Source organism: Rhodococcus sp. NPDC059968, from assembly GCF_042738615.1.
Classification (GTDB): Bacteria; Actinomycetota; Actinomycetes; order Mycobacteriales; family Mycobacteriaceae; genus Rhodococcus_F.
In genome coordinates, this window is the sequence record NZ_JBHWUE010000014.1 from 10,957 (window position 1) to 36,055 (window position 25,099).

General features: G+C 69.4%; 1 protein-coding gene. It reads right to left on the reverse strand.

Annotation, left to right across the window (positions count from 1 at the left end):
- Positions 1-96 precede the first annotated feature (96 nt).
- Complete coding sequence (locus tag ACFWAY_RS14690; RefSeq protein WP_378511035.1) at positions 97-25,050, reverse strand: non-ribosomal peptide synthase/polyketide synthase; 24,954 nt, start codon at positions 25,048-25,050, stop codon at positions 97-99.
- Positions 25,051-25,099: the final 49 nt, after the last annotated feature.

Below are 25,099 nucleotides of genomic sequence, written 5' to 3' on the forward strand. Positions count from 1 at the left end.
CTCGGGGCTTGCGTGATCGTGCTGTCATCTACTTCGTTTCGACCCGACTGAACCTCTGCATCGTAGTGATGGCCGCGGTCAGGGGCGGCAGCTGCTTCACGGTCCGGAGTGGCCTCCCGATCCCCGCAGTCTTCGGCCGATCACGGCCACCGGTACACGCCCGACCATGTCTGCGTGCACAGCATCGATGCGGTGTTCGGTGACGTCACCGCCGAAGTGTCGCCGCCAGTCCGGAACGAGTTCCGGATGATGATCGAGATCATATGCGGCCGTGAAGAACACGGCGTCGCCGTCGAAGTGCCGGGGCTGATGTGTCGACGCGATGTGTTCGAGACGGATGAGGAGCTCGCCCAGCGACTGCACCCGATCGGCCGACACCGCGGCTCCGAGCTCTGCCGGAAGACCTAGGTCGGGCCGGTTGTCGCCGAGGTTCACGAGTGCGGCGCGATGTTCCGGCAGCAGGGTGTCGAGCATCGCGAGGGTGGCCACTTCGTGGCCCGCTTCGTGTAGTTGCACCGCCATCTCCTGCGCCACGGTGCCGCCCAGCGACCAGCCGAGCAGGTGGTACGGACCGGCCGGCTGCACCGTGCGGATGGCGTCGATGTGGCGAGTGGCCAGCTCGGTAATGGACGAGGGCAAGTCCGTGTCGCCAGTTGCCTGCACTCCGTACAACACACGTCCGGGGAGATGCTCTGCGAGGCCGGTGTAACACCACGCGATTCCGGCCGCAGGGTGGATGCAGAACAGTGGCGGACCGTCGCCCTCTCCTCCGAGGCGAACCACAGCGGCGAACGGATCTTCGGACGAATCGCTGCCGGATTCGATACGCTTGGCGAGTCGCGCTGCGGTGGGGTCGGTGAAGAGCCATTGCAGGGGCACTTCCCGGTCCAGCCTCGCGCGCAGTTCATCGGCCGCCGCGACCGCGCCCATGGAGGTGCCGCCCACCGCGAAGAAATCTTGATCCGCGCCGATGGAATCCACTCCGATGACATTGGCCATTACCTCGGCGACCACCGTCTCCAGATATCCGGAGGGCGGTGTCGTCCCTGGCGTGTCCGAATCGAATTCCGGCTCGGGAAGCGCAGATCGGTCGACTTTGCCCGACGGGAGTACCGGCAGGCTGTCCAGCACGACGACGGAGGACGGCACCAGATGTCGGGGCAGGACCGCGCGGGCGAATTCGCGGACAGTGTGGGCGGTGAGCGTGGAATCCGGCTCCATCACCACGTAGGAGACAAGGACGAGCTCCCCATTAGGAGCCACGACCGGCGTGGTGATCACGAACCGGACGTCCGGGTGCCGAGCCAGGGCGACGTCCACCTCGGCAGGTTCGACGCGGATGCCGTGCAGCTGCACCTGAGCGTCATTACGTCCCAGATAGTCCAGGGCACCGTGTGCATTGCGGCGCACGAGGTCTCCGGTGCGGTACATCCGGTCCCCAGGTTTCCCGTACGGGTTCGGGACGAACTGCGTTGCGGTGAGACCACCCCGCCCGAGGTAACCACGGGCGACGCTGGTTCCGGACAGGTAGAGCTCGCCTGTCACGCCGTCGGGAACCGGGTGCAGCCTCGGGTCGAGCACGAGGGCGGCGGCAGCGTCGATCACGTCCCCGATGTCGACGCCGTCATCGACGCCGGCCGGCGCGAGCGGTCCTGCGACCGACGCCAGGATTGTGAATTCCGTCGGGCCGTAAGCATTGAAGAGCCGATGACGCGACGCCCAGGTCGCCGCCAACGCGGACGGTAGGCGTTCGCCGACCGACACCACGGTCCGGGGCCCTTCGTCGCCGAGGCTGTCGGCATCGAGAGTGGCCAGCACGGTGGGTGTCGCGACGAGGTGGGTGATGCGCTTCCGGCGCACCACCTCGGCCAGCTGATCGCCGGCATAACTGAAGTCGGGTGCGATCACGAGGCTGCCGCCGGACGACAGCGCGTAGAGCATCTCGAACAGTGAGGCGTCGAAGGTCGAGGAGGCCAGCTGGAGAACCCGCACGTCGCCGTCGATGTCGAGCACTGGCGCCTGTGCGGCAACCACATTCACCAGGCCGCGGTGCGGCACCACGACGCCCTTCGGCGTTCCGGTGGTACCGGATGTGTAGATGACGTACGCGGCACCCTCCACCTGTGAGTACTTCTTAACCGCGGGTGGTTGAAAAGTACTCACGGGCGACAGCCAAGGGACGACGGACGGGAGTTGGTCGGTGCGCTCGGGCACGGTCAGCCCGACCACGGCACCGGAGTCGGCGAGCATCCATTCCAGACGCTCGGTGGGATGCGTCGGGTCCAGCGACAGCCAGACCGCACCCGCTTTCGCCACAGCCCACACGGCGGCCACCCAGTGCCGGCCACGACCGGTGGCGACCGCGACCACATCCTCGGGTCCGACGCCACGGTCCGAGAGCGCCCGGGCCCACCGTTCCGCCACGTCGTCCAGTTCTTCGTAGGTCCACTGCACTCCGTCATCCTCGACGGCGACGGCGTGCGGGGTGGCCAGGACCTGCGTCTCGAAGATCTCGGCGAGAGTCCTCGGCTGATAGTTCCGTGCAGGGCCACTGACGAGGGCCGCACGTTCGCCCGCCTCGAGGATGTCGATGTCGCCGACCACCTCGGACGGATCGGTCAGGGCTGCGTCGAGGATTCGATCGAAGCGCTGTGCCAGCGCCCGGGCGGTGGAGTCGTCGAACAGGTCCGTGGCGTACAACAGCCGCAGCGTCAGCTCCCCCACCGATTCCGTGAAATCCCACACCAGGTCGAATTCAGCGGTGGCAGTGGCAGGTCCGACCGCCTCGACCTCGGTTCCGGGCAGACCGACTGGCTGCGGCGCTGCGTGCTGGTACGCGAGCATCACCTGGAACAGCGGGTTGTACGAGGTGGAGCGGCGGGGTGCCACGCGCGCGACCACGTCGTCGAACGGCACGTCGGCGTGGGCGAACGCGTCGAGGTCAACCGCCCGCACCTGCTCGAGGAGCGTGGCAAAGGTTGCAGCAGAGTTCACTTCGGTGCGCAGGGCGACGGTGCCGACGAACATCCCCACCAGGGCGTCGAGTGCCGGGTCGGGTCGTCCGGCAACGGCGGTCCCGATCACGACGTCCGGGTGCCCACCTTCACGCCCCAGCAGAACGGCGAGCGCCGCGTGCAGCACCATGAACACCGTGGCGCCCTGACTGCGCGCGACGTCGGACAACCGTTGACGCAGTTCGGCGTCCAGGGTCCACTCGACGGTGGCGCCTTGGTGGCTCGGTTGGGCGGGCCGCGGACGGTCTGTGGGCAACGCGATCGGGGCGTCGATGCCGTCGAGCATCCGGGTCCAGTAGTCGAGCTGAGCACGGGCGACGCTGGCGGGGTCCGCGGGGTCGCCGAGCACCTCGCGCAGCCACACGCTGTAATCCGCGTAATCGACGGGAAGCGGCGCCCACTGTGGTTCACGCCCTTCGCTGCGGGCGGAGTAGGCAGCCTCGAGGTCGGTGGCCAACCGGTCCATGGAGCCGCCGTCCAGCGCGACGTGGTGCACGACGGCGGCGAGCACGTGGTCACCGTCGGGTTCGGACCACAGTTGCACGCGCAGCGGCGGATCCGACTCCAGACGGAAGGGTCGCCGCACGAATTCCGCGACCTCGGCGGACACGTCGGCGCCGTGGACGGGATGCAGGTCGATGTCCACGGGGACGATCATCTGGTGTGGTCCGCTGTCGTCCATGGGAAAGACGGTGCGCAGCACGGCATGCCGCTGCACCACGTCGGCGAGCGCGTGCCGCAATGCGCCCAGGTCGATGTCCCCGCCGAGCCGTTGCACGAACACGAGGTGGTGCATCGAGGCACCGGGATCGACGCGGTGAAGCAGCCACATCCGTTGCTGGGCCGGCGACAGCGGAATCCGGGCGTCCGGGTGCCGGCGCACCAGTGGAATGCGTGTCGCGGCCGCGTGCCGCTGGTCGAGCCACACGGCCATTCCGTCGGCGGTGGGATGCTCGAACAGCGCTCTGACGGGTACGTCCACGCGGAATGCAGCCGACAGCCGCCCCGTCACCGCGGTGGCGGAGAGGGAGTCGCCGCCGATGTCGAAGAAGTCGCTGTGGGCACCGACGCTCGCGCTACCGAGCACTTCAGCGAACACTCCTGCAACCAGTTCCCCGCTCACGGTCCGCAGTGGCGCCGGCGAGTCGGTGTCGGTGTCGCTCGCTTCGAGTGCCTGCACGTCGAGTTTGCCGTTGGCGGTGCGCGGTAGGCTGTCGCGAATCATGATGCGCTGCGGCACCAGGTGTGCCGGGAGTTTCCGGATCAATTGCGCGCGGAGCGATTCGGGACCCACGCCCGCCCCCGTGACGAAGGCGACCAGCCGACCGTGGTGCAGCAGCACCACGGCCTGGGTGACATCGGGCAGCGCCAGCAGTACGGCTTCCACCTCGGCGGGCTCGATGCGCATGCCGCGCACCTTCATCTGACGGTCGGCGCGTCCGACATAGGACAGGGTGCCGTCGACGCGGCGGTGCACCATGTCGCCGGTGCGGTAGCGGCGGATTCCGGATTGTCCGGCAATGAAGTTCGCGGCCGTCAGCCCTGGGTCCGCGACGTAGCCGAGGGCCAGTCCCAGTCCCTCCAAGTACAGTTCGCCGACGCCCCCGAGCGGAACCGGACGCAGCCGGTCGTCCAGGACCGTCGCCGTCGTGCCGGGGACGGGTGCGCCGATGGTGACGTCTGCGCCCACCTCGGCCAGGGTGGCGACCACCGTGGACTCGGTGGGCCCGTAGGCGTTGAGCATCAGCCGCCCCTCGCTCCAGGCCGCGGCCTGCTCAGGGCCCAAGGCCTCGCCGCCCACGGCGACCACCTGGAGGACGTCCAGTTCCCGCGGTTCGAGGGTCGCCAGGACGGAGGGTGTGGAGAGGTAATGCGTCACGTTCTGAGCGATGAGCAGATGCTGCAGTTCGGCGCCGCCGTAGACGTCGGGGGGTGCGACCACGAGGCAGGCGCCCGACCGGAAGGCCAGCAGCATCTCGAGCAGCGCCGCGTCGAAGGTGGGGTTGTAGCCGTGCAGTACCCGCGCCTCCGGGTGTACTCGGTACCGGCGGACGGCCTCGTCGGCGAGGGCGCCCAGCCCCTGGTGCGTGACCGCCACGCCCTTCGGGGCGCCCGTCGATCCGGACGTGTAGATGATGTACGCCGCCGAGGGTTGCGCCGACTGCTGCGCCTGCGACACCATCGCGGCGCGGCGTTCGGCGGGGTGGGTCGGGTCGAGCGGCAGGAAGGTGGCCCCGGTCCGGGCGACGGCCCAGAGTTCGACGATGAAGTCGGTCGAGCGCGGCATGCAGATTTCCACCACCGTCCCGGGTCCGGTGCCGTCGGCGCGAAGCTGACCGGCCCGCAGTTCCGACGCCGCGGCCAGTTCGCGGTAGGTGAGTGTGCGGGTGCCGTCGGTGAGAGCCGGGCGGTCGGGGTGCGCGGCAGCGGTGGACAGGAGGATGTCGGTGAGGGTGCGGGTATCATCGGCGGGCCCACCGGTGAGCGGCGGTGCCGGGGTCAGAGCAATCTCCCCCACCAGCACGTGCGGATCGAGTGCGACAGCTTCCAGCACCTGCCCCAGAAGGGCCGCCAATGAGGCGGCGGTACCGCGATCGAACAGGTCCGCGGCGTAGGCGACGGCCCCGTCCATACCGCCGGGCTCCTCGTCCTCCCAGTGTTCGCGGACCGTCACGTGGAGGTCGAATTTCGCTGTGCGGGTGTCGCCTTCCCGAACTTCTACGCGAAGGCCGGCCACGTCGACGGCGGGAAGGGCGAGGTTCTCCACTGCCAGCGCAACCTGCGGTGTGCGTCCCCCGAGCAGGTCGGCGATCGATTCGAAGGGCACGTCGGCATGCTCGAACGCATCCACGTCGAAGTCGCGCACCTGGGCCAGCAGTCCGGTGAACGGCATGTCCGGCTGGACCTGCGCCCGCAGCGCGAGGGTGTTGACGAACATGCCGACCAGCGGGTCGAGGATGCGGTCGCCGCGGCCGGCGACCGCGGTGGCAACGGTGACGTCGCGCTGCGCACCGAGCCGCCACAGCAGCACCGACAGCGCCGCGTGCAGCACCATGAACGGCGTGGCGCGGTGCTCGTGAGCCAACCGGTGCACCGCTCGCTGGACCGCGCCGGGGATCCGGAAGGTCACCACCCCGGCGACGCCGTCCGCTGCGTCGATGCCCCGACGCCGATCCGGGACGAGTGCGGCACCCGACTCGGCACCGTCGAGCGCGCGCCGCCAGTGCTCGATACCGCGCGCCGAGTACTCGCTGCGCAGCAGTTCCTGCTCCCACAGTGCGTAGTCGGCGAAGTGTATGAACAGCGGCGCCCAGTCGGGTGCGTCTCCGGCGCGACGAGCGTCGTAGGCGGTGAGCACGTCGGTCACCAGCGGGGTGAGCGACCAGCCATCGGCGGCGATGTGGTGTAGCACCACGGCCAACACGTGCGAATCGGGGCCGATCTGCAGCAACCGGACCCGCAGGGGCATTTCGCAGGTGAGGTCGAAACCTTCGGACGCGAATGCGGCCACCACGGATTCCACCGACTCCCGCGGTGTGGCCCGGGGCGTGAGGTCCAGTTCGGGGGCTGGGAGGATCTCCTGGTGCGGTAACTCCCCTGCCTGTGCGGGGTACCGGGTTCGCAGCACTTCGTGCCGGGACACGACGTCCGCAAGCGCCGCCGACAATGCGGGCACGTCGAGTGGCCCGTCCAGGCGGAGTGTCGCGGGCTGGTTGTAGGCTGCGGACGACGGGTCGCGACGGTTGAGCACCCACATCCGGTACTGACTGCGCGACAATGGAATTCGATCCGGACGTGGCCGCGAGATGAGCGCGGGGCGCAGGTCCGGTTCGGGGACGGCACCATCGAGGACGGTGGCCAGTTCCGCAATCGTGGGGTGCGCGAAGAGGCTGCGCAACGGGACCGGGTGGCCCATCACCTCGGAAAGCCGGGCTGTCAGCTGCGTTGCCAGCAGCGAGTTGCCACCCGCATCGAAGAAGTGCGCGCCACGACCGGCCTCGGGAAGTTCGAGGACTTCGGCGAAGACCGCTGCGACGGCACGTTCGGTATCCGTGGCGGGTGGTTCGTGCTCACCCGCGCCGAGTTGGGGCGTGGGCAAGGAACGCAGATCGAGCTTGCCGTTGATCGTCTGCGGCGGCGAATCGAGCACCACGACGGCCGTCGGTACCAGGTACGACGGCAGCAGTTCGGCCAGGCGACGGCGTAGTCCGTCCGCGTCGAAGCCTGTGTGCCGCGGCAACACATAGGAGACGAGTGAGTCGGAACCGGTGGGTGTGGGGCGCACGATCGTGGCCGCGAAGTCGACGTCGACGACCCGGCCGATGGCGGCATCGATCTCACCCGGTTCGACGCGGACGCCTCGGATCTTGACCTGGCTGTCGTTGCGGCCCATGTACTCGAGTTCGTAACCGCCGCGCCAGCGCACCAGGTCGCCCGTGCGGTACAAGCGTGTGCCGTCCGGCCCGGCGACGAAGCGTTCCGCCGTCAGCCCGGATTGTCCGGCGTATCCCCTGGCCAGCGCGCCGCCCGACAGGTACAGCTCACCGGGCACGCCCACCGGCACTGCGCGTAGCCGCTCGTCGAGCACGAGGGCGGCGACGCCCGGGATGGGTGTACCGATGGTCACCGGCGCTCCGGACGACAGCGGACGAGTCGCAATGGTGTACATCGTCGACTCGGCGGGGCCGTAGCCGTTGATCAGCCGGCGACCAGGGGCCCAACGGTCGACCAGTTCGGCTCCGAGTCGCTCTCCGCCCACCATCAGTACTTCCAGGTCGGGCAGTGCGATGTCGCCGACGGTCGCGAGAACGGTGGGGGTGATACAGGCGTGGGTGATCCGTTCGCGGTGAAGGAGCTCACCCAGTGCGGGACCGGCGAACTCGGTGTCGGAGGCAATCACGAGTGTGGCCCCGGACGCACCTGCGATCAGTACCTCGAGCAAGGTCATGTCGAACCCGGCGGCGGCGCGGTGCAAAACCCGCGATCCCGGTGCGGCGCCGAAGCGCGACGCGACGTCGAGGTCCAGCGCGCCCAGGCCGGAGTCTGTCACCACGACGGCTTTGGGTGTGCCCGTGGTGCCGGACGTGAACACCACGTACGCCGTGCCGGTCGCCCGGGGCAGGCTGTCGGCGATGCCCCGCATCACGGCCACCCGCGCTTCGGGCAGAGCCGGGTCTATCAGGACGGGCGCTGCGCCTGCTTTCGCGATCGCCCACAACCTCACCACCGACTCGGTCGAACGGGGCGCGGACCAGACGACGCACTCGCCCGGCCGCACACCCGATTCGACGAGTTCGCGCGCGACGACGTCGGAGCGGGCGTCGAGTTCCCGGTACGTCAGTTGCGTGCCGGAGTCGCGGACTGCCACGGCATCCGGCGCCACGTGGGCGCCGCGAGTGATCATGGCCCGCAACGTCAGCGCGCCCGGTGTGCGGGGCCCGGTAGCGGGGACCAGGACGGAACGCTCGCGTGCGCTCAGCAAGTCCACATCGCCCACGGAGATGTGGGGGTTGGCGGTGACCGCCTCGAGGAACCGCACCAGCTGCGCGGCGAACTCGACCACGGTGGCGTGGTCGTAGAGCTCCGCGTTGTAGCCGAAGTGGAGTGTCATCGGCTCGCCGGGGCCGGGCTCGGCGACGGTGAGCTGCAGATCGAAGTTCGCGTGCTCGACGTCCGGGATCACCGGGGTCACGGTCAGCCCGGGCAGGGTGAGGTGTCCGGGACGGTGTCGCTGCATCGACAGTGCCACCTGGAAAAGCGGGTGGTGCGACGCGGATCGCGGCGGGTTGAGCAGCTCCACCAGCGTCTCGAACGGCATGTCGGCGTGGGTGTAGGCCGCGATGTCACGTTCGTGTACCTGGGCGAGCAGTTCGGTGAAGCCGGCGGTCGGGTCGACGGTTGCCCGCAACACCAAGGTGCTGGCGAACATGCCGACTACGTCGTCGAGTTGCGAGTCGGTGCGGCCGGCGACGGCGGTGCCGATGGGCACGTCCGGGCTGCCGCTGTACCGGGACAGCAGCGCCGCGAGTGCGGCGTGCAACACCATGAACGTCGTGGCCCGGTAGGTGCGTGCCAAGGCGGTCAGTGATTCGTGCAGCGCGGTGTCCACCACCACCGAGTGGGCGTCTCCCTCCCCCGACGGGATGGCGGGGCGGGGACGGTCGGGCGGGAGCGTCACCTGTTCGGGCAGCCCTGCCAGGGCACCCGACCAGTAGTTCGACAGTGCGTTCTCGGTGTTCTCGCTGTCCTCGGCCAGCATCCGACGCTGCCAGATGCTGTAGTCGCTGTATTGCACAGGCAGCGTGGACCATTCGGGTCCGGCGCCACTCAGCCGGGCCCGATACGCCACCAGGGTATCCCTGATCAGCGGGGTCAGCGACCATGCGTCGGCGGCGATGTGGTGGACCACCAGGGTGAACACGTGAGTGGTTGCGGCGGTCCGGTAGAGGCGCGCCCGCAGCGGCGGCTCTGCGGCCACGTCGAAACCGTCACCGGTGAGTGCCCGGACGTGGGCGTCGACGGCGTCGGCGGGAATGGCGATCGCAGTGAGGTCCAGCGGGATCTCGTCGGCCTCGAGCACCACCTGCTGCACTCCGTCAGAGGTCCGCGGGTACACGGTGCGCAGGGTGCGGTGGCGTTCCACGACGTCGCGCGCCGCGGCGGCTAGTGCCTCCACGTCGAGGTCGCCGTCGAGTCGGACGATGAGCGGAATATTGTATCCGGCTGCGCCCGTGTCGAACTGGTTGAGAATCCACATCCGTTCCTGCGCCGGCGAGAGCGGAAGCTGCTCACCGGCGGCGACCGGCACCAGCGGCGGTCGGCGGCGGCCGTCCCCGGCCCGCTCCTCCACCCGCGTCGCCAGTTCGGCGACGGTGGGCACCTCGAAGAGGTCGCGGACCGTCACGTCCGTGTCGAAGACGGCGCTGAGCCGGGCGGCCACCCGGGTGGCGATCAGCGAATTGCCGCCCAGGTCGAAGAAACTTTGCCGGGCGCCGATCTCGATGCCGCCGAGGAGCTCGGCGAACACACCTGCGACCACTTCCTCGATCGGCCCGTGGGGTGCGTGGGAGTCCGCGGCGAGGACGGTCGGTTCGGGCAGGGCGTGACGGTCCAATTTCCCGTTGGGGGTCAGCGGGAAGGTCGGGACGGGCACCACCGCGCCCGGCACGAGGTACTCGGGCAGCACCGTCCGCAGGTAGCCGAGGAGTGTGCGCGGGTCCGCTGTGCTCACCACGTAGGCCACCAGTTGGTCGCCGACGGCGCTGCCCCGCAGCATCACTGCGGCGTGCTCGACGTCGGGACGCCGCAGAAGTGTCGCCTCGATCTCGCCGGGCTCGATGCGGTAGCCGCGCACCGCCACCTGGGTGTCGGCGCGGCCCAGGTGGTCGAGTTCACCGTTCGAGCGGTATCGGGCGAGATCTCCCGTCCGGTACATGCGCGTGCCGGGGGTGAAGGGGTCGGCGACGAACCGTTCCGCAGTGAGCGCGGGCCGTCTCACGTAGCCGCGCGCGACCTGTGCGCCAGAGACGTACAGTTCGCCGACCGTCCCCGGGGGCACAGGATGCAGCGACCCGTCCAAGACGTACGTCCGCAGTCCCGGCAGCGCCCTGCCCACGGACCGGTGTTCATCTCCCGACGTCAGGTCGTGCCGGGTGACGTGCACGGTGGTTTCGGTGATGCCGAACATGTTGACCGCGCGCACGTTCGGGTGGTGGCCGATCCATGGCGCCACGAGGGCGTGGTCGAGTGCCTCACCGCCGAAGATCAGCAGCCGCAGCGAGGAGCTGTCGATGTGCTCGACGAGTTGCCCGAAGGCGGACGGCGTCTGGTTGAGGACGGTGACACCTTCGCGTACCAGCAGATCGGCGAATTCACGGGGTGAACGGGCGAGGTAGCGGTCGACCAGCACGAGCCGTCCGCCGGTGGTGAGGGCGCCCCACATCTCCCAGACCGAGAAGTCGAAGGCGTGTGAGTGGAACATCGTCCACACGTCGCCCGGGCCGAAGCCGAATTCCTCGCGCGTGTTGGCGAGCAGCGACAGTACGTTGGCGTGGGTGACCAGCACGCCCTTCGGCTGCCCGGTGGAACCCGACGTGTAGATCACGTACGCCGCTCCCCCAGGTGAGCGGCGAGGCGCACCCGAGGACACATTGCCACTCACATGCGGCATCTCGGAGATCACGACCGCGGGCGCGGCGTCTTCGAGCAGGTAACGGATGCGTTCGGCGGGGTAGTCGACGTCGATGGGCAGGTATGCGGCACCGGCACGGACCACCGCGACCATCGCCACCAGCAGATCGACCGAGCGCGGCAGGACGAGGGCCACCAGGTCTTCGGCTCCCACACCGGACGCCCGCAGGTTCTCGGCCATCTCCGCGGAGCGGTGATCCAGGTCGCCGTAGGTCAACGTGGTGTCACCGAACGTGATCGCCACCGCGTCGGGATTCTCGGCGGCACGGTGCTCGAACAGTTCCGCCAACGATGACGCTTCCGGTAGTGCACCGTCGATACCCGAAACACTCGCGTCGCGTTCGGACTCGCTGAGCACGTCGATCGACCCCACACGCACGTGCACATCGGTGGTCACCGCCCGCAGCACCCGCAGCAGACGCTCCGCCCACCCCTCGACCGTCTCGGAATCGAACAGCTCTGCCGGATAGACGAATACGCCGTCGAGTCCGACGGGTTCACCATCTTCGCCGCGCTGTTCACGTACCGACACTTCGAGGTCGAAGCGGCTGGTGCCGGTGCCCAGCTCACGGCCGCGTACATCCAACCCCGACATGGTCGCAGCCGGAACGGACTCGAAATTGTCGTACGCCAGCAGCACCTGGAACAGCGGGTGATGCCCGACGGAGCGGGTAGGCGCGACCGCATCCACGACCAGGTCGAACGGCACCTCGGAATGGGCGAACGCCGCCAGGTCCGTTTCCCGAACGGCGGCAAGTAGGGCGTCGAACCCGGCGCGTGGATCGATCCTGCTTCGCAGGGCCACGGTGCCGACGAACATGCCGACCACGTCGTCCAGCGCCGGGTCGGTCCGCCCCGACGTGGGTGTTCCGATAGCGAGGTCGTCGGCACCGGTGATCTTGGACAGCAGGACGGCGAGTGCGGCGTGCAGCACCATGAATGGCGTCGCGTTCTGCTGCCGAGCCACTGTTTCCAGGCGCCGGTGCAACTCGGCGGGCACGGAGAACGGGAGGTGTCGGGCGGTCAGCCGATCGGTGCCCGGTCGTGGCCGGTCGGTGGGCAGCGGCAGCAGGGTTGGCAGTCCGGCGAGCGCGGATGTCCAGTAGTCGAGTTCGCGTCGCATGCGACTGTCGGGGTCGGCGGCGTCGCCGAGGACGCGGCGTTGCCACCGGGCGTAGTCGGTGTAGGCGACGGGAAGCGGTGCCCAGTCGGGCGCGCGACCGGACGTTCTCGCGTGATAGGCGACGACCGCGTCCCGGATCAGCGGCCCGAACGACAGGCCGTCGACGGCGATGTGGTGCAGCACCACTGCGAGGGTGTGGCGGTGCGGCGCGACCTCGAACAGGGCGGCGCGCAGCGGTGGCTCGGTGGTGAGGTCGAACCCACGGACGGCGAATGCGGTCTCATTTTCCGTGGCCTCGAGGTCGACGGTTGCGGGGACTACCTTCTGTACGGGTCCGGTTTCGGTGTCGGGGAAGACGGTGCGCAGCACGGCGTGCCGGTCCACGACATCGTGCAGGGCGGCAGACAGTGCAGCGACGTCCAGGTCACCGTCGAGGTCGACGGCGAACGGAACGTTGTAGGCGGGAGACTGGGGGTCGACCCGGTTGAGCAACCACAGCCGTTGCTGCGCGTAGGCGAGCTGCGCCGGCCGGTCGGCATGCTCGGCGACGAGCGGTGGACGCTGGTCACCGCCCTCCTCGATCAGGGCGGCCAGCGCGGCGACGGTGGGGCGGTCGAACAGGTCGCGAACACCGATGCGCAGTCCGGACACTGCTGACAGGTGCGACACAACCCGGGTCGCGGACAGCGAATTTCCGCCCAGAGCAAAGAAATCCGCGTCGGCTCCGATGTCGGGGATCCCGAGGACGGCTGCCACCGCGTCCGCGACCGTCTGCTCGACGGGGGTCTGCGGGGGCCGGGTCGCGTCCGGAAGTTCGGGTGCGGGCAGAGCGCCGCGGTTCACCTTGCCGTTGACCGTGAGCGGCACGGCGTCCATCACGGTCACAGTGGCGGGCACCATGTAATGCGGCAGCCGCTCCGCCACGTACGTCCGCAATGCTGCGGGGTCGAGCTCGACGGTGCCGTGGACGTAGGCGGCAAGGATGTTGTCGTGCAGCACGGTGACGGCGGTATCGACGCCGGGCGCTGACCACAGCACCGCGTCGATCTCACCGAGTTCCACGCGGAATCCGCGGATCTTGAGTTGGCTGTCCGCGCGGCCCACGAACTCGAGGGTGTGGTCCGCGGTCCAGCGCACCAGGTCGCCGGACCGATACATACGACCGTATCCGTGCGGGTTCGCGACGAATCGTTCGGCCGTCAGGGCGGGTGCACCGAGGTAGCCGCGGGCCAGCGCCGGACCCGACAGGTACAGCTCACCGATCACACCCACCGGCACCGGCCGAAGGCGGGCGTCGAGCACCACAGCGGACGCACCGCGGATCGGACGGCCGATGGTGATCGGGTCGCCGGGCCGCAACTCGCTGCCTCCGGTGGCCCACACGGTGTGTTCGGTGGGTCCGTACAGGTCCACGACGGTCCGGTGCCCGGAGGCCCAGCGCTCCAGCACGTCCGGTGGACACGCCTCCCCCACCACGGCCAGGAACTCGAGCGAGCCCAGGCCTGCCGGATCCATCAGCGCGGGCACCGAGGGGGTGGTGGTCCAGTGGCTGACGCGTTCGCGGAGGAGCAGGTTCTTCAACTCTTCGCCGCCCACCACTCCGGGTGGGGCGATCACGAGGGTGGCGCCGCCTATGGCGGCCACCAGAATTTCGTGGATGGCGGCGTCGAAGCTGGGGGCCGCGAAGTGCGAGACGCGGGAGTCGGGCCCCACTCGGTAGCGGGCACGGACCTCGGCGGCGTGGTTCGCGAAGCCGCGGTGGGTCACCACGACACCCTTGGGCACACCTGTCGACCCGGATGTGAAGATTACGTACGCGGGGTGATCCGCCGACAGCGACCGGACGCGCTCGCCGTCGCTGATCGGTGCCGAATCCCCCTGCGGGTCGCTGGCATCGATCCACCCGATGCCGTCGGGCACGTTCTCGGCGTAGCGCGCGATCGCGACGCGCACTCGAGCGGCGGCGAGGACCCGGGCGGTGCGTTCGGCGGGTTGGTCCAGGTCGATCGGCAGGGACGCGGCACCGGTCCGGGCAACGGCCCACACTGCGGTCACCGAATCGACCGACCGTGGCAGCAGCAGTGCCACCGCGTCCTCGGGTCCAATGCCCTGGTGGATCAGCGTGCGCGCCAGCCGGTTCGCTCGCTCGTCCAGCTCCCGATAGGTCAGTTCGTCGTCACCGCACCGCACCGCGACGTTGTGGGAGTTGCCGCGCAGAAGCTCGGGAAGTGTGATCGGTGAGAGTGCCACCTCCCCGCGAGCGGGGACCAGGTCGGCAGCCTCGGACGGCTCGAGCACGTCGAGATCGCCGACCGCCACCGACGGGTCCGCCACCGCCTCCTGCAGCAACCGCTGCAGCAGTCGCGACCACTGGACGATGGTCACACGGTCGAACAGTTCTGTGGGATAGGCGATCACGCCGTCGAGTCCGGCTACGGTGCCGTCCTCGTCGTGACGTTCCCGAATCTCGATCTCCAGGTCGTAGCGGCTGACGCTGCTCGGGGCGTCGCGACTGCGTACGGTGACGTCGTCGAATCGAATCTCGGGTTCGGCAAAGTTCTGGTAGGCGAGCATCACCTGGAACAGCGGGTGATGTGCGGCGGAGCGGGTCGGGGCGACGGCGTCGACCACTCGGTCGAACGGCTGCTCGCCGTGCGCGAAGGCCGCCAGATCCGCGACGCGGGTGGAGGAGACGAAGTCGGCGAACGGGATGCTCGGATCCACCCGGGTACGCAGGACGACGGTGCCGACGAACATGCCCACCAGTTCGTCCAGGACCGGATTTCCGCGACCGGACACCGGCGTGCCGACGGCGATGTCGTCGGCACCGCTGAGGACGGCCAGGGTGGCGGCCAGGGCGCTGTGCACCACCATGAACGGGGTGGCGCTGCATCGTCTGGCCAGTTCCTCCACGGCACGGTGGGTACTCGCGTCCACCGTGAACGGGACGCGATCCGGGGTGGTTGCCGTCGCCGGCCGCGGCCGATCGGTGGGTAGCTGCAGCCGCTCCGGCAGTCCGTCGAGGGTGGTTTTCCAGAACGCGAGGTCGCGGCCGGCGTCTTCCTCCACTATCCGGCGGTGCCAGCGGGCGTAGTCGCCGTACCGGACGGGTAGGGCGTCCCAGCCGGGAGCGCGGCCGTCCCGGCGCGCGCGATATGCGGCCATCAGGTCGCCGGTGAGCGGGGCGGCCGACAGTCCATCGAAGACGATGTGATGGGCGGCGACGACCACGGTGTAGCCCTGGGTCCCGCGGTCGAAGAGCACGACCCGAACCGGCACCTCCCGGGTGAGATCGAACCCCTCGGTTGTCAGTGCGGTGATCGCCTCGCCGAGTTCGTGCTCGTCTACCACGACCGGGGTCAGATCGAGTGCCACCTCGGTTACCAGTTGCACCGTTCCGGTCTCGGTCTCCCGGAACACCGTGCGCAGCGGCTCGTGGCGGTCCACCACGTCCCGCACGGCCGCGGCCAGTGCGTCCATGTCGACGGCGCCGCTCAGGTCCATCGCGAACGGCACCACGTAGTCGGCGGAGCCGGGGTTCATCCGGTCGAGCAGCCACAGGCGGTCCTGCGCGGGCGCGAGAGGCGCTTCGCGCCCGTGCGTGGTCGACGAGTGCAGAGCCTCTTCGCGCACGGACGAGCCGCGGATCAGCCTGGATGTCAACGCCGCCACGGTGGGAGCCTCGAAGACATCGCGCACACCCACCTGCCGGTCGAGTGCGTGCCCCACCCGCGACGCCAGAGTCGTGGCGGTCAGGGAACTGGCACCGACCGCGAAGAAGTCCGTCTCGGCATCGATCGACGGCAGGCCGAGCGCATCGGCGATCACCCGGGCCACGACCTCTTCGGTGGCACCGCGCGGCTTCCGTGACCGCACCACGGACGATCCGGGGTCGGGCAGAGCGGCCCGATCCACCTTGCCATTGGCGGTCAGCGGCATCGCGTCGAGCACCGTCACCGAACCGGGCACCATATAGTGGGGCAGCTTCTCGGCCGTGAATGCCTGCACTGCAGCCGGTTCCACGGATCCGGTGACGTACGACGCCAGCGTGGTGCCGTGCACCAGCGTCACCGCGCTCTCGACGCCGGGTGCCGCCCGCAGTGCGGCGTCCACCTCGCCCAGTTCCACCCGGAACCCTCGGACCTTCACCTGGTTGTCGGCGCGCCCCACGATCACCAGTTCATGCGAGGGCGTCCACCGGGCCAGGTCGCCGGATCGGTACATCCGCGTGCCGTTGCCGGACGGGTAGGCGATGAACCGCTCCGCCGTTAGCCCCGGCCTGCCGTGGTAGCCGCGGCCGAGGCTCTCCCCCGCCAGGTACACCTCGCCGGTCACACCGACCGGGACCGGACGCAGCCGCGAATCCAGCACCAGCACTTCGGTTCCCTCGATGGGACCGCCGATGGTCAGCGGACCGCCCGGCGTGAGGGGGTCGCTCATGAAGTTGACGATGGTGGTTTCGGTCGGCCCGTACCCGTTGACGACGATGCGTCCGGGGGTCCATCGCTGAGCGAGTTCCCACGGTAGTTCTTCGCCGGCCAGGTCGATCACCCGTAGGTCCGGTACCGACGACGGCTCCAGTGACGCCAGCACACTCGGTGTCACCATCACGTGGGTAACGCGTTCGCGGCGCAGCACGTCGGCCAGTTCGTCGCCGGCGAGCACCCCAGGCGGCACGATCACCAGGGTGGCGCCGGCGGTGAAGGCCAGCAGCATTTCGTTGATGGAGAGGTCGAACGACGGTGACGCGACGTGCGCCACCCGCGCCTCCGAATCGAGCAGTCCCAGCGTCGCGTTGGCGTCGGCGAGCGGTGCCAGCCCGCGGTGAGTAACCACGACGCCCTTGGGCATGCCGGTGGAGCCGGACGTATAGAGCACGTACGCCGGATGGTCGACCCGCAGCGGACGAACACGGTTACCGTCGGTCACCGCGGCCGCGTCACCCGGACCGTCGGCGACGTCGATCCACACGACACCCTCGGGCACGTGCGATGCGTCGGCGGCCAGTGCCACCCTGGCCTCGGAGTCGTGGAGCATGTATGCGATCCGCTCGGGCGGATATCCCGGGTCCACGGGGAGGAAGGCGGCGCCGCTGCGCGTGACGGCCCATACGGCGACGATCGACTCGACAGACCGCGGCAGCATCAGGGCCACCAGGTCCTCGGGTCCGATCCCGTGCGCGATCAGCCGCCGGGCCAACCTGTTGGCCCGGGCATCCAGCTCGCGGTAGGTGACGTCGACGCCGGTGCACCGCACCGCCACCCCGTCGTGCCTGCCGTCGAGGAGTTCGGGCAGAGTCGCGGCCGGAACGGCGACCGAACCGACGCGCGGTACCAGTGCGGCGTACTCGTCAGGCTCGAGCAGGTCCAGATTCCCGACCGTCACCGACGGATCCGATGTTGCGGCGAGGAGTATTCGCTGCAGCAACGCCATCCACCGGTCGATGGTCTCGGTGTCGAACAGTTCGCGCGGGAAATTCACGTCCGCGTGCAGTCCGTCGGGGCTGCCGTCGTCCGCGCGTCGCTCGCGTACCGTCAGGTCCAGGTCGAACGGTCTCGCGTGAGTCTGGATGTCCCGGACCCGGGCTGCCAGGCCGGGCAGTGCCACCTCGGCTGCACCGAAGTTCTCGTACGCCAACATCACCTGGAACAACGGGTGCTCGAGCTGACCGGATTCCGTACCCTGCTGTCGCACGACCTGTTCGAAGGGCACGTCGGCGTGCTCGAACGCCCCGAGGTCTGCTGCCCGCACCGTCTCGAGGAGTTCCGCGAAGCTCGCGGATGGGTCGATCCGGGTGCGCAGCGCCAGGGTGCCGACGAACATGCCGACCAGATCGTCGAGTGCCGGATCCGCGCGACCACCCGACGAAGTGCCGACGACGATGTCCTCGTTGCCGGCCAGGGCACGTAACAGGACGGCGACCGCCGCGTGCAGCACCATGAACGGGGTCACGTCGTGCTCGCGCGCCAACCGGACCAGCGCACGGTGCTGTTCGGTACCCACAGCGAACGTTGTGTGTCCCAGCGTCAGCGCGCCGGGGGGCCGCGGCCGGTCCAGCGGCAACGGCAACACCGCCGGAAGCTCGTCCAATGCCTCTGCCCAATACGCCAGTTGGCGGGCGGCGAGGCTGTCGGGATCTCTTGCGTCTCCGAGAACTTCTCGCTGCCACAGCACGTAGCTCGAGTACTCCACGGGCAGCGGCGCCCAGTCGGGTTCCTGCCCGGCCGCGCGCGCGGAGTAGGCGACGGCGAGGTCGCGCAGCAGCGGCCGCAGGGACAGTCCGTCGACGGCGATGTGGTGCAGCAAGATGGCAACGGTGTGCTGGCCGCGGGCACGCTGCGACAGCGTCACCCGAATCGGAACCTCACGGGTGAGGTCGATTCCGGCGCCGGCAACCTCGTCCAGAACGCAGTCCGCCTCGTCGAGCACCACCTGCTCGTCCACCGAGGGGAACACCGTGCGCAGCATCCGATGCCGGTGCAGCACATCCCGGACAGCGGCCCGCAGCGCATCCACATCCAGGCTGCCGTCGAGGTCCACCTCGAATCCCATGGCGTACGGATCGGCGGCGGGGTCGCGCTGGTTGACCAGCCACAGTCCCTGCTGCTGCGCCGACAGCGGCACCGGACCCGAGGTCGCGCGTGAGTCGAGCGCCGGGCGGTCGGCGGCCCCCGTCACGTGGGCGGCCAGTTCGGCCACGGTGGGGTGGTCGAAGATGTCGCGCACCGAGACCCGGCGTCCCAGGACCGATCCCACTCGGGCGGCGAGACGTGTTGCTCCCAGCGAGTTTCCGCCGAGGTCGAAGAAACTGTCGTCGAGACCGATATCCGCGGTCCCGATTTCAGTCGCGAAGGCGGCGGCCACCAGTTCCTGCGTTGCGGTGCGCGCTTCCCGGCTCGATGCCGTCCGGATCTCGGGATCCGGCAACGCCGCGCGGTCGACCTTCCCGCCGCGTGTCAACGGCAGGTGCTCGAGGACGGTCACGGTTGCCGGAATCAGGTGCCAGGGCAAGTGCTGCGACGCGAACGCCGTCACCGCGTCGGTGTCCACGGCGGTTCCGTGGACGTAGGAGTGCAGGGTGCCGTCCCGCGCGATCGTGACCGCCGTGTCGACGCCGGGAGAGATCCCAAGGACCACATCGATCTCGCCGAGTTCCACGCGGTAGCCGCGGATCTTCACCTGATCGTCTGCGCGGCCGACGAATTCGAGGTGGTGGGACGCGGTCCAGCGGACGAGGTCGCCGGTCCGGTACAGGCGACCGTCGCCGTGCGGGTTGGCGACAAAGCGTTCCGCCGTCCACCCGGGCCTGCCGACGTATCCGCGGGCGAGGCCCGGTCCGGCCAGGTACAGCTCCCCCACCGCGCCGACGGGAACCGGACGCAGCGCCGCGTCGAGCACCAGCACCGACATGCCGTCGACGGGACCGCCGATGGTCACCGGGTCATCCCCGGACAGTGGTCCGGTGCCGGTGGCCCAGATGGTGGCCTCGGTGGGCCCGTACAGGTTGAGCAGGGTTCGGCCGGGCGCCCACCGCGACACCAGTTCCGGTGGGCACACGTCCCCGGCCACCGCGACGACGCGCAGACGGTCAAGACCGTCGGGCTTGGTGAGAGCGAGGACGGCCGGGGTGGTGGTCCAGTGGGTGATGCGCTCACGCTGCAGGAGTTCCGTCAGTTCGTCGCCGCCGTAGACGTCGGTGGGCGCAAGGACCAGAGTCGCACCACACGCCGACAGCAGTTCGTGGACGGAAGCGTCGACGCTCGGCGACGCGAACGCCAGTATCCGCGAGCCGCTGTCCACGGCGTACGACTTCCGTAGGGCCGCAGCGTGACTCGACAGCCCCCGATGGGTGACGACGACACCCTTAGGGGTTCCAGTCGACCCGGAGGTGTAGATGACGTACGCGGGATCGTCCACCCGTAGCGGGCGCACCCGGTCGGCGTCGGTGACCGGGGACGGATTCTCGCCGAGGTGCTGCATATCGCTGTCGGTGAGTACTGCGCGTGCCCCGGAGTCCGCGAGTATGTGCGCCACACGCGATTCGGGGTGGGTGGGATCGATGGGCACGAACGCCGCACCGGTGCGGGCCACCGCCCACAGCGCGGTCACCCACTCGACGGACCGCGGCAGCACCACGGCCACCACGTCGCCGGGGCCGAGGCCGCGCTCGACCAGTTGGTGTGCCAGCCGGTTGGCCCGATCGTCGAGTTCCGCGGGGGTGAGCTCGACGGAACCGCTCACGACTGCGGTGCCGGTGCCGCCCAGCAGCGCGGGCAGGGTGACGGCCGGCGCGGCGGCGGGTCCGTGTTGCGGGATCAGTGCGACCCGGTCTTCGGGGTCGAGCAGGTCCACCGTGCGCACCGGGGCGTCGGGGTGTGCCACCATGGCCCGCAGCACCCGTTCGAGCAGTCGAGTCCAGCGGTGCACCGTGGTGTCATCGAACAGTGCGCGGGAGTAGGTGACCGTACCGAGCAACCCGGCGGCATTTCCGTCCGGTGAATGGCGTTCGGCCAGCGCCAGTTCCAGATCGAAGCGTGCGACCGGGGCGGGGACGGCATACGAGCGCACGGTGAGACCGGGGAGGTTCAGTTCGGGTTCGGTGGCGGCGTTCTCGAATGCCAGCGCGACCTGGAACAGCGGATGATGCGGCGCCGACACCCCACCCGTCACGGCGTCGGCCACCTGGTCGAACGGTGTCTCGGAATGCGCGAAGGCGTCCAGGTCGGTGCGGCGAACGTCCGACAGCACGTCGGCGAAGGTCTGGTGCGCGGATACCCGGGTGCGGAGCACGACGTTGCTCACGAACATGCCGACCAGCGCGTCGAGCGAGGGATGGGTGCGCCCCGATACCGCTGTCCCGATGGCGATGTCGTCGGTGCCCGCCAGCGCGCTCAATGTGACGGCCAGCGCGGCGTGCACCACCATGAAGGGCGTCGAATCATGTGTCCGCGCGAGCTCTTCCACCGACCGGTGCAGGTCGGCGTCGAACGCCAGCGGTATCGCCCCCGCCGGGTGCAGCCCTGCCGCGAGGCGCGGGCGGTCGGTGGGCAGCGGCAGCAACTCGGGCACACCGTCGAGTTGGGTGGTCCAGTAGTCGATGTCGCCGGGTGCGGCGTCGTCCACGACGTCGCGATGCCATCGGGCGTAGTCGGTATACTGCACGTCGAGCTCGGGCCAGCTCGACGCGGTGCCGGAGCGACGTGCCTCGTAGGCGGTGACCACGTCACGGGTGAGCGGCCCGAACGACAAACCGTCCATCGCGATGTGATGCGCGACCACGACGAGGGCGTGCCGGGTGGGGGCAACGCGGTAGAGGCGGAGACGCACCGGCGTCTCGGTGGTGACGTCGAAGCCGCGGCCCGCCAGTTCGGCCACGGTGGCATCGAGTGCGTCGGACTCGAGCGCAACAGGTGTCAGATCCACGACGACAGGGGTGACCATCTGCACGGGACCGGTGTCGGTGTCGGGGTAGACGGTGCGCAGCACCGCGTGCCGATCGAGGACGTCGTCCACCGCCGCAGCCAAGCTCGACGCATCCAGCTCACCGTCGAGTTCGACGACGAACGGCACGTTGTAGGCGGGCGATTCGGGCGCGGCCTGCGCCAGGAGCCACAATCGCTGCTGCGCCGGTGCGAGTGGCGCAGCGCCCCCGTCCGCGCCCGCAGGGCGCAGCGGCGGTGTGTCCACACGCGAACGCAAAGAGCCGACTCTGGCGGCCAGGAGCGCAACGGTGGGCGCCTCGAAGAGGTCGCGCACCCCGACCGCGTGTCCCCGGGCTGAGAGCCGGGCAGCGACCTGCGTGGCGGACAGCGAATTTCCGCCCAGCGCGAAGAAGTCGGCGTCGGCTCCGACGGAGTGCAGTCCGAGAACGTCGGCGATCACCGCGGCCACGAGTTCTTCGATCTCGCCGTGCGGCGCGCGGGACGGTGACACGACGGGTTCGGGGAGGAGCGCGCGGTCGATCTTGCCGCTGGGCGTGAGCGGCATCTGCTCGAGCACGGTCACCGAGGCCGGCACCATGTAGTGCGGCAGTCGGCCGGCGGCGAAGTCGAGCACCGTCGCCGGGTCGGCCGCGCCGCTGACGTACGACACCACTGTGGCCGAAGACTTTCCGGCACCGTGTACCACGGTGACGGCGTGGTCGACGCTGGGCGCGGCGGTGAGGACGGCGTCGATCTCGCCGAGTTCCACCCGGAAGCCGCGGATCTTCACCTGGGTGTCGGTGCGGCCGACGAACTCGAGCTGGTGGTCGGGGGTCCACCGCACCCGGTCACCGGTGCGGTACATGCGCGACCCGGCGCCGTGCGGGTAGGCGACGAATCGGTCGGCTGTCAGCCGGGTCCGCCGGTGATATCCCCGTGCCAGGCTCTCCCCCGCCAGATATAGCTCACCGACCACGCCGACGGGGACCGGACGGAGACGGCCATCGAGCACGAGTGCTTCGGTGCCCGGCACGGGACGGCCGATCGTGACCGGCTCGCCCGGTACCAGCGGTGGGCTGAACAGGGTGGTGACGGTGGCCTCGGTGGGCCCGTAGCCGTTGACCATCAGTCGGCCGGGCGCCCACGCTGCAACCAGTGCGCCGGCCAGCGCCTCGGCGCCGATGTCGAGGACGCGGAGTTCGGGTAGATCCGACGGCACCAGGGTGGCCACGACCGCGGGGGTGAGTATGGCGTGCGTCACACGCTCCGTGCGCAGTAGCTCCGTCAGCATCTCGCCGCCGAAGACCTCGGGCGGCACGATCACCAGCGTGGCTCCGGCGGTGAACGCGAGTAGCAACTCGTCCAGGGAGATGTCGAACGACGGGGAGGCGAAGTGCGCGACGCGGGCGGAGTTTTCGACGTCGTAGAGTCCGTCGCGCGCGTGGGCCAGGCCGGCCAGGCCGCGGTGCGTCACCGTCACACCTTTGGGCGTTCCGGTGGAGCCGGACGTGTAGAGCACGTACGCGGGGTGGTCGAGGCGCAGTGGGCGGACACGATCTGTGTCGGCAACGGGCGACGGGTCGCCGGGCCGGTCGGCGACATCCACCCAGTCGATTCCGGCGGGCACCACCGAGGCGTCGGCGGCCAATGCCACCGTGGCCTCGGAGTCGGCGAGCATGAACGCGATCCGCTCTGCCGGGTAGCCGGGGTCGACGGGAAGGTAGGCCGCGCCCGCTCGGGCGACGGCCCACAGAGCCACCACCGATTCGGGTGAGCGCGGCAGCATCACGGCCACCACGTCTTCGGGTCCGATACCGCGCTGGATCAGCCGATGGGCGAGACGGTTCGACCACGCGTCCAGCTCTCCGTAGGAAAGGTCGACGCCCGCGTGCCGCAGCGCGATTGCGTCGGGATGGCGCAGTCCGGCGTCGAGCAGTTCGGGCAGCGTCGCCGGCGGGACGGCGGGCCTGCCGGTGCAGGGCACCAGCGCCGTCTGCTCGCTCTCGTCGAGAATCGGTAGTGCCCCGACCGGGGTGTCGTCCTCCGCGCCGACGAACGTCTCGAGGAAGTCCAGGAATCGGCGGTACTGAATTTTCAGCTCGGATTCTTCGTAGAGCGTGGGGTTGGCCTCGAAGTCGATGCGTGTACCCCGCCCAGTTACCGATGGGTAAAGATTGAGTGCGAGGTCGTCCACCGGACCGCTGGTGAGTGGATGGAAGACGCCGACGACGTCTCCGAGCACGATCTCCTGGTGGTAGATCATCAGGTTCACGGTGGGGCCGAAGCCGCCGCGCCGCGCACCGCCGTCGGGGAGGTCGCGTCGCATGTCTTCGTAGCGGTAGCGCTGGTGCCGCAGCGCCCCGGTGAGCTCGAGCTGCACCCGTCGGACGAGCTCCGCACCACTCACTTCGGCGTCCACCTGCACACGCAGTGGGACGATGTTCGAGACCATGCCGGCCGAGCGCCGTGTGGCCGCGGTGGCGCGGGCGGAGACGGGCAGGCTCAGCACGATGTCGGTGGTGCCCGTCATTCGTGCGAGGTAGGCGGCGAACGCGGCGACGACGACGGGGACGTCGGACGAATTCCAGCGTCGGGCAACGTCGCCGATGCTCCGGGAAATGCCGTCGGCGATGGTGCCGCCGAGGAGAAGTGAGGGTGCGACGGGCGGGGCTTCGCGGTCGGTGAGACGGGCGGGGTCGGGCAGGCCGGCGATGCGCTCGGCCCAATAGTTTCCGTCCGTCTCGAACCGGCTCGTGGATCTGTAGGCGTCTTCGGCGTCGTACAGCTCGCGCAGGCTCAGCGCCTTGGACGGCGGCGGCTCGGTGCCGTTCACGAGGTGGCTGTAGATCTCGGCCACACGGTTGGTGAGCACCATGCCGCCGTGGCCGTCGATGACGATGTGGTGGACGCGGGAGAACCAGAAGTAATGATCGTCGCCGACATGCAGCAGGGTGGCCATGATCAGCCGGTCTTTCAGCACGTCGAGCGGGCGGCTGTACTCCGCGGTCATCCAGCGGTGGGCCTCGGCGATTGCATTGTCGACGCCGCGTAGATCGCGGTAGGAGATCGCATCGTCGATCTCGACATCCACCACCTGCAGAACCTCGTCGCCCTTGTCGACGAGGCCGACACAGGCCGACTGAAGCTCGCGGCAAGCACGATCGGTGGCGTCCACCAGGGACCCCACATCGACGTGTCCCCGAATCTCCACATACTGGGCGACGTTGAGAGGAACGCTCGGGTCGAGTTGCTGGGCGAACCAGATTCCCTGTTGTGCTCTGGACAGAGGGAACTCACTCACAGTGGTTGTCCCCCGTCCATATTTCCCGATCCGAGCAGAAATCGGGCCT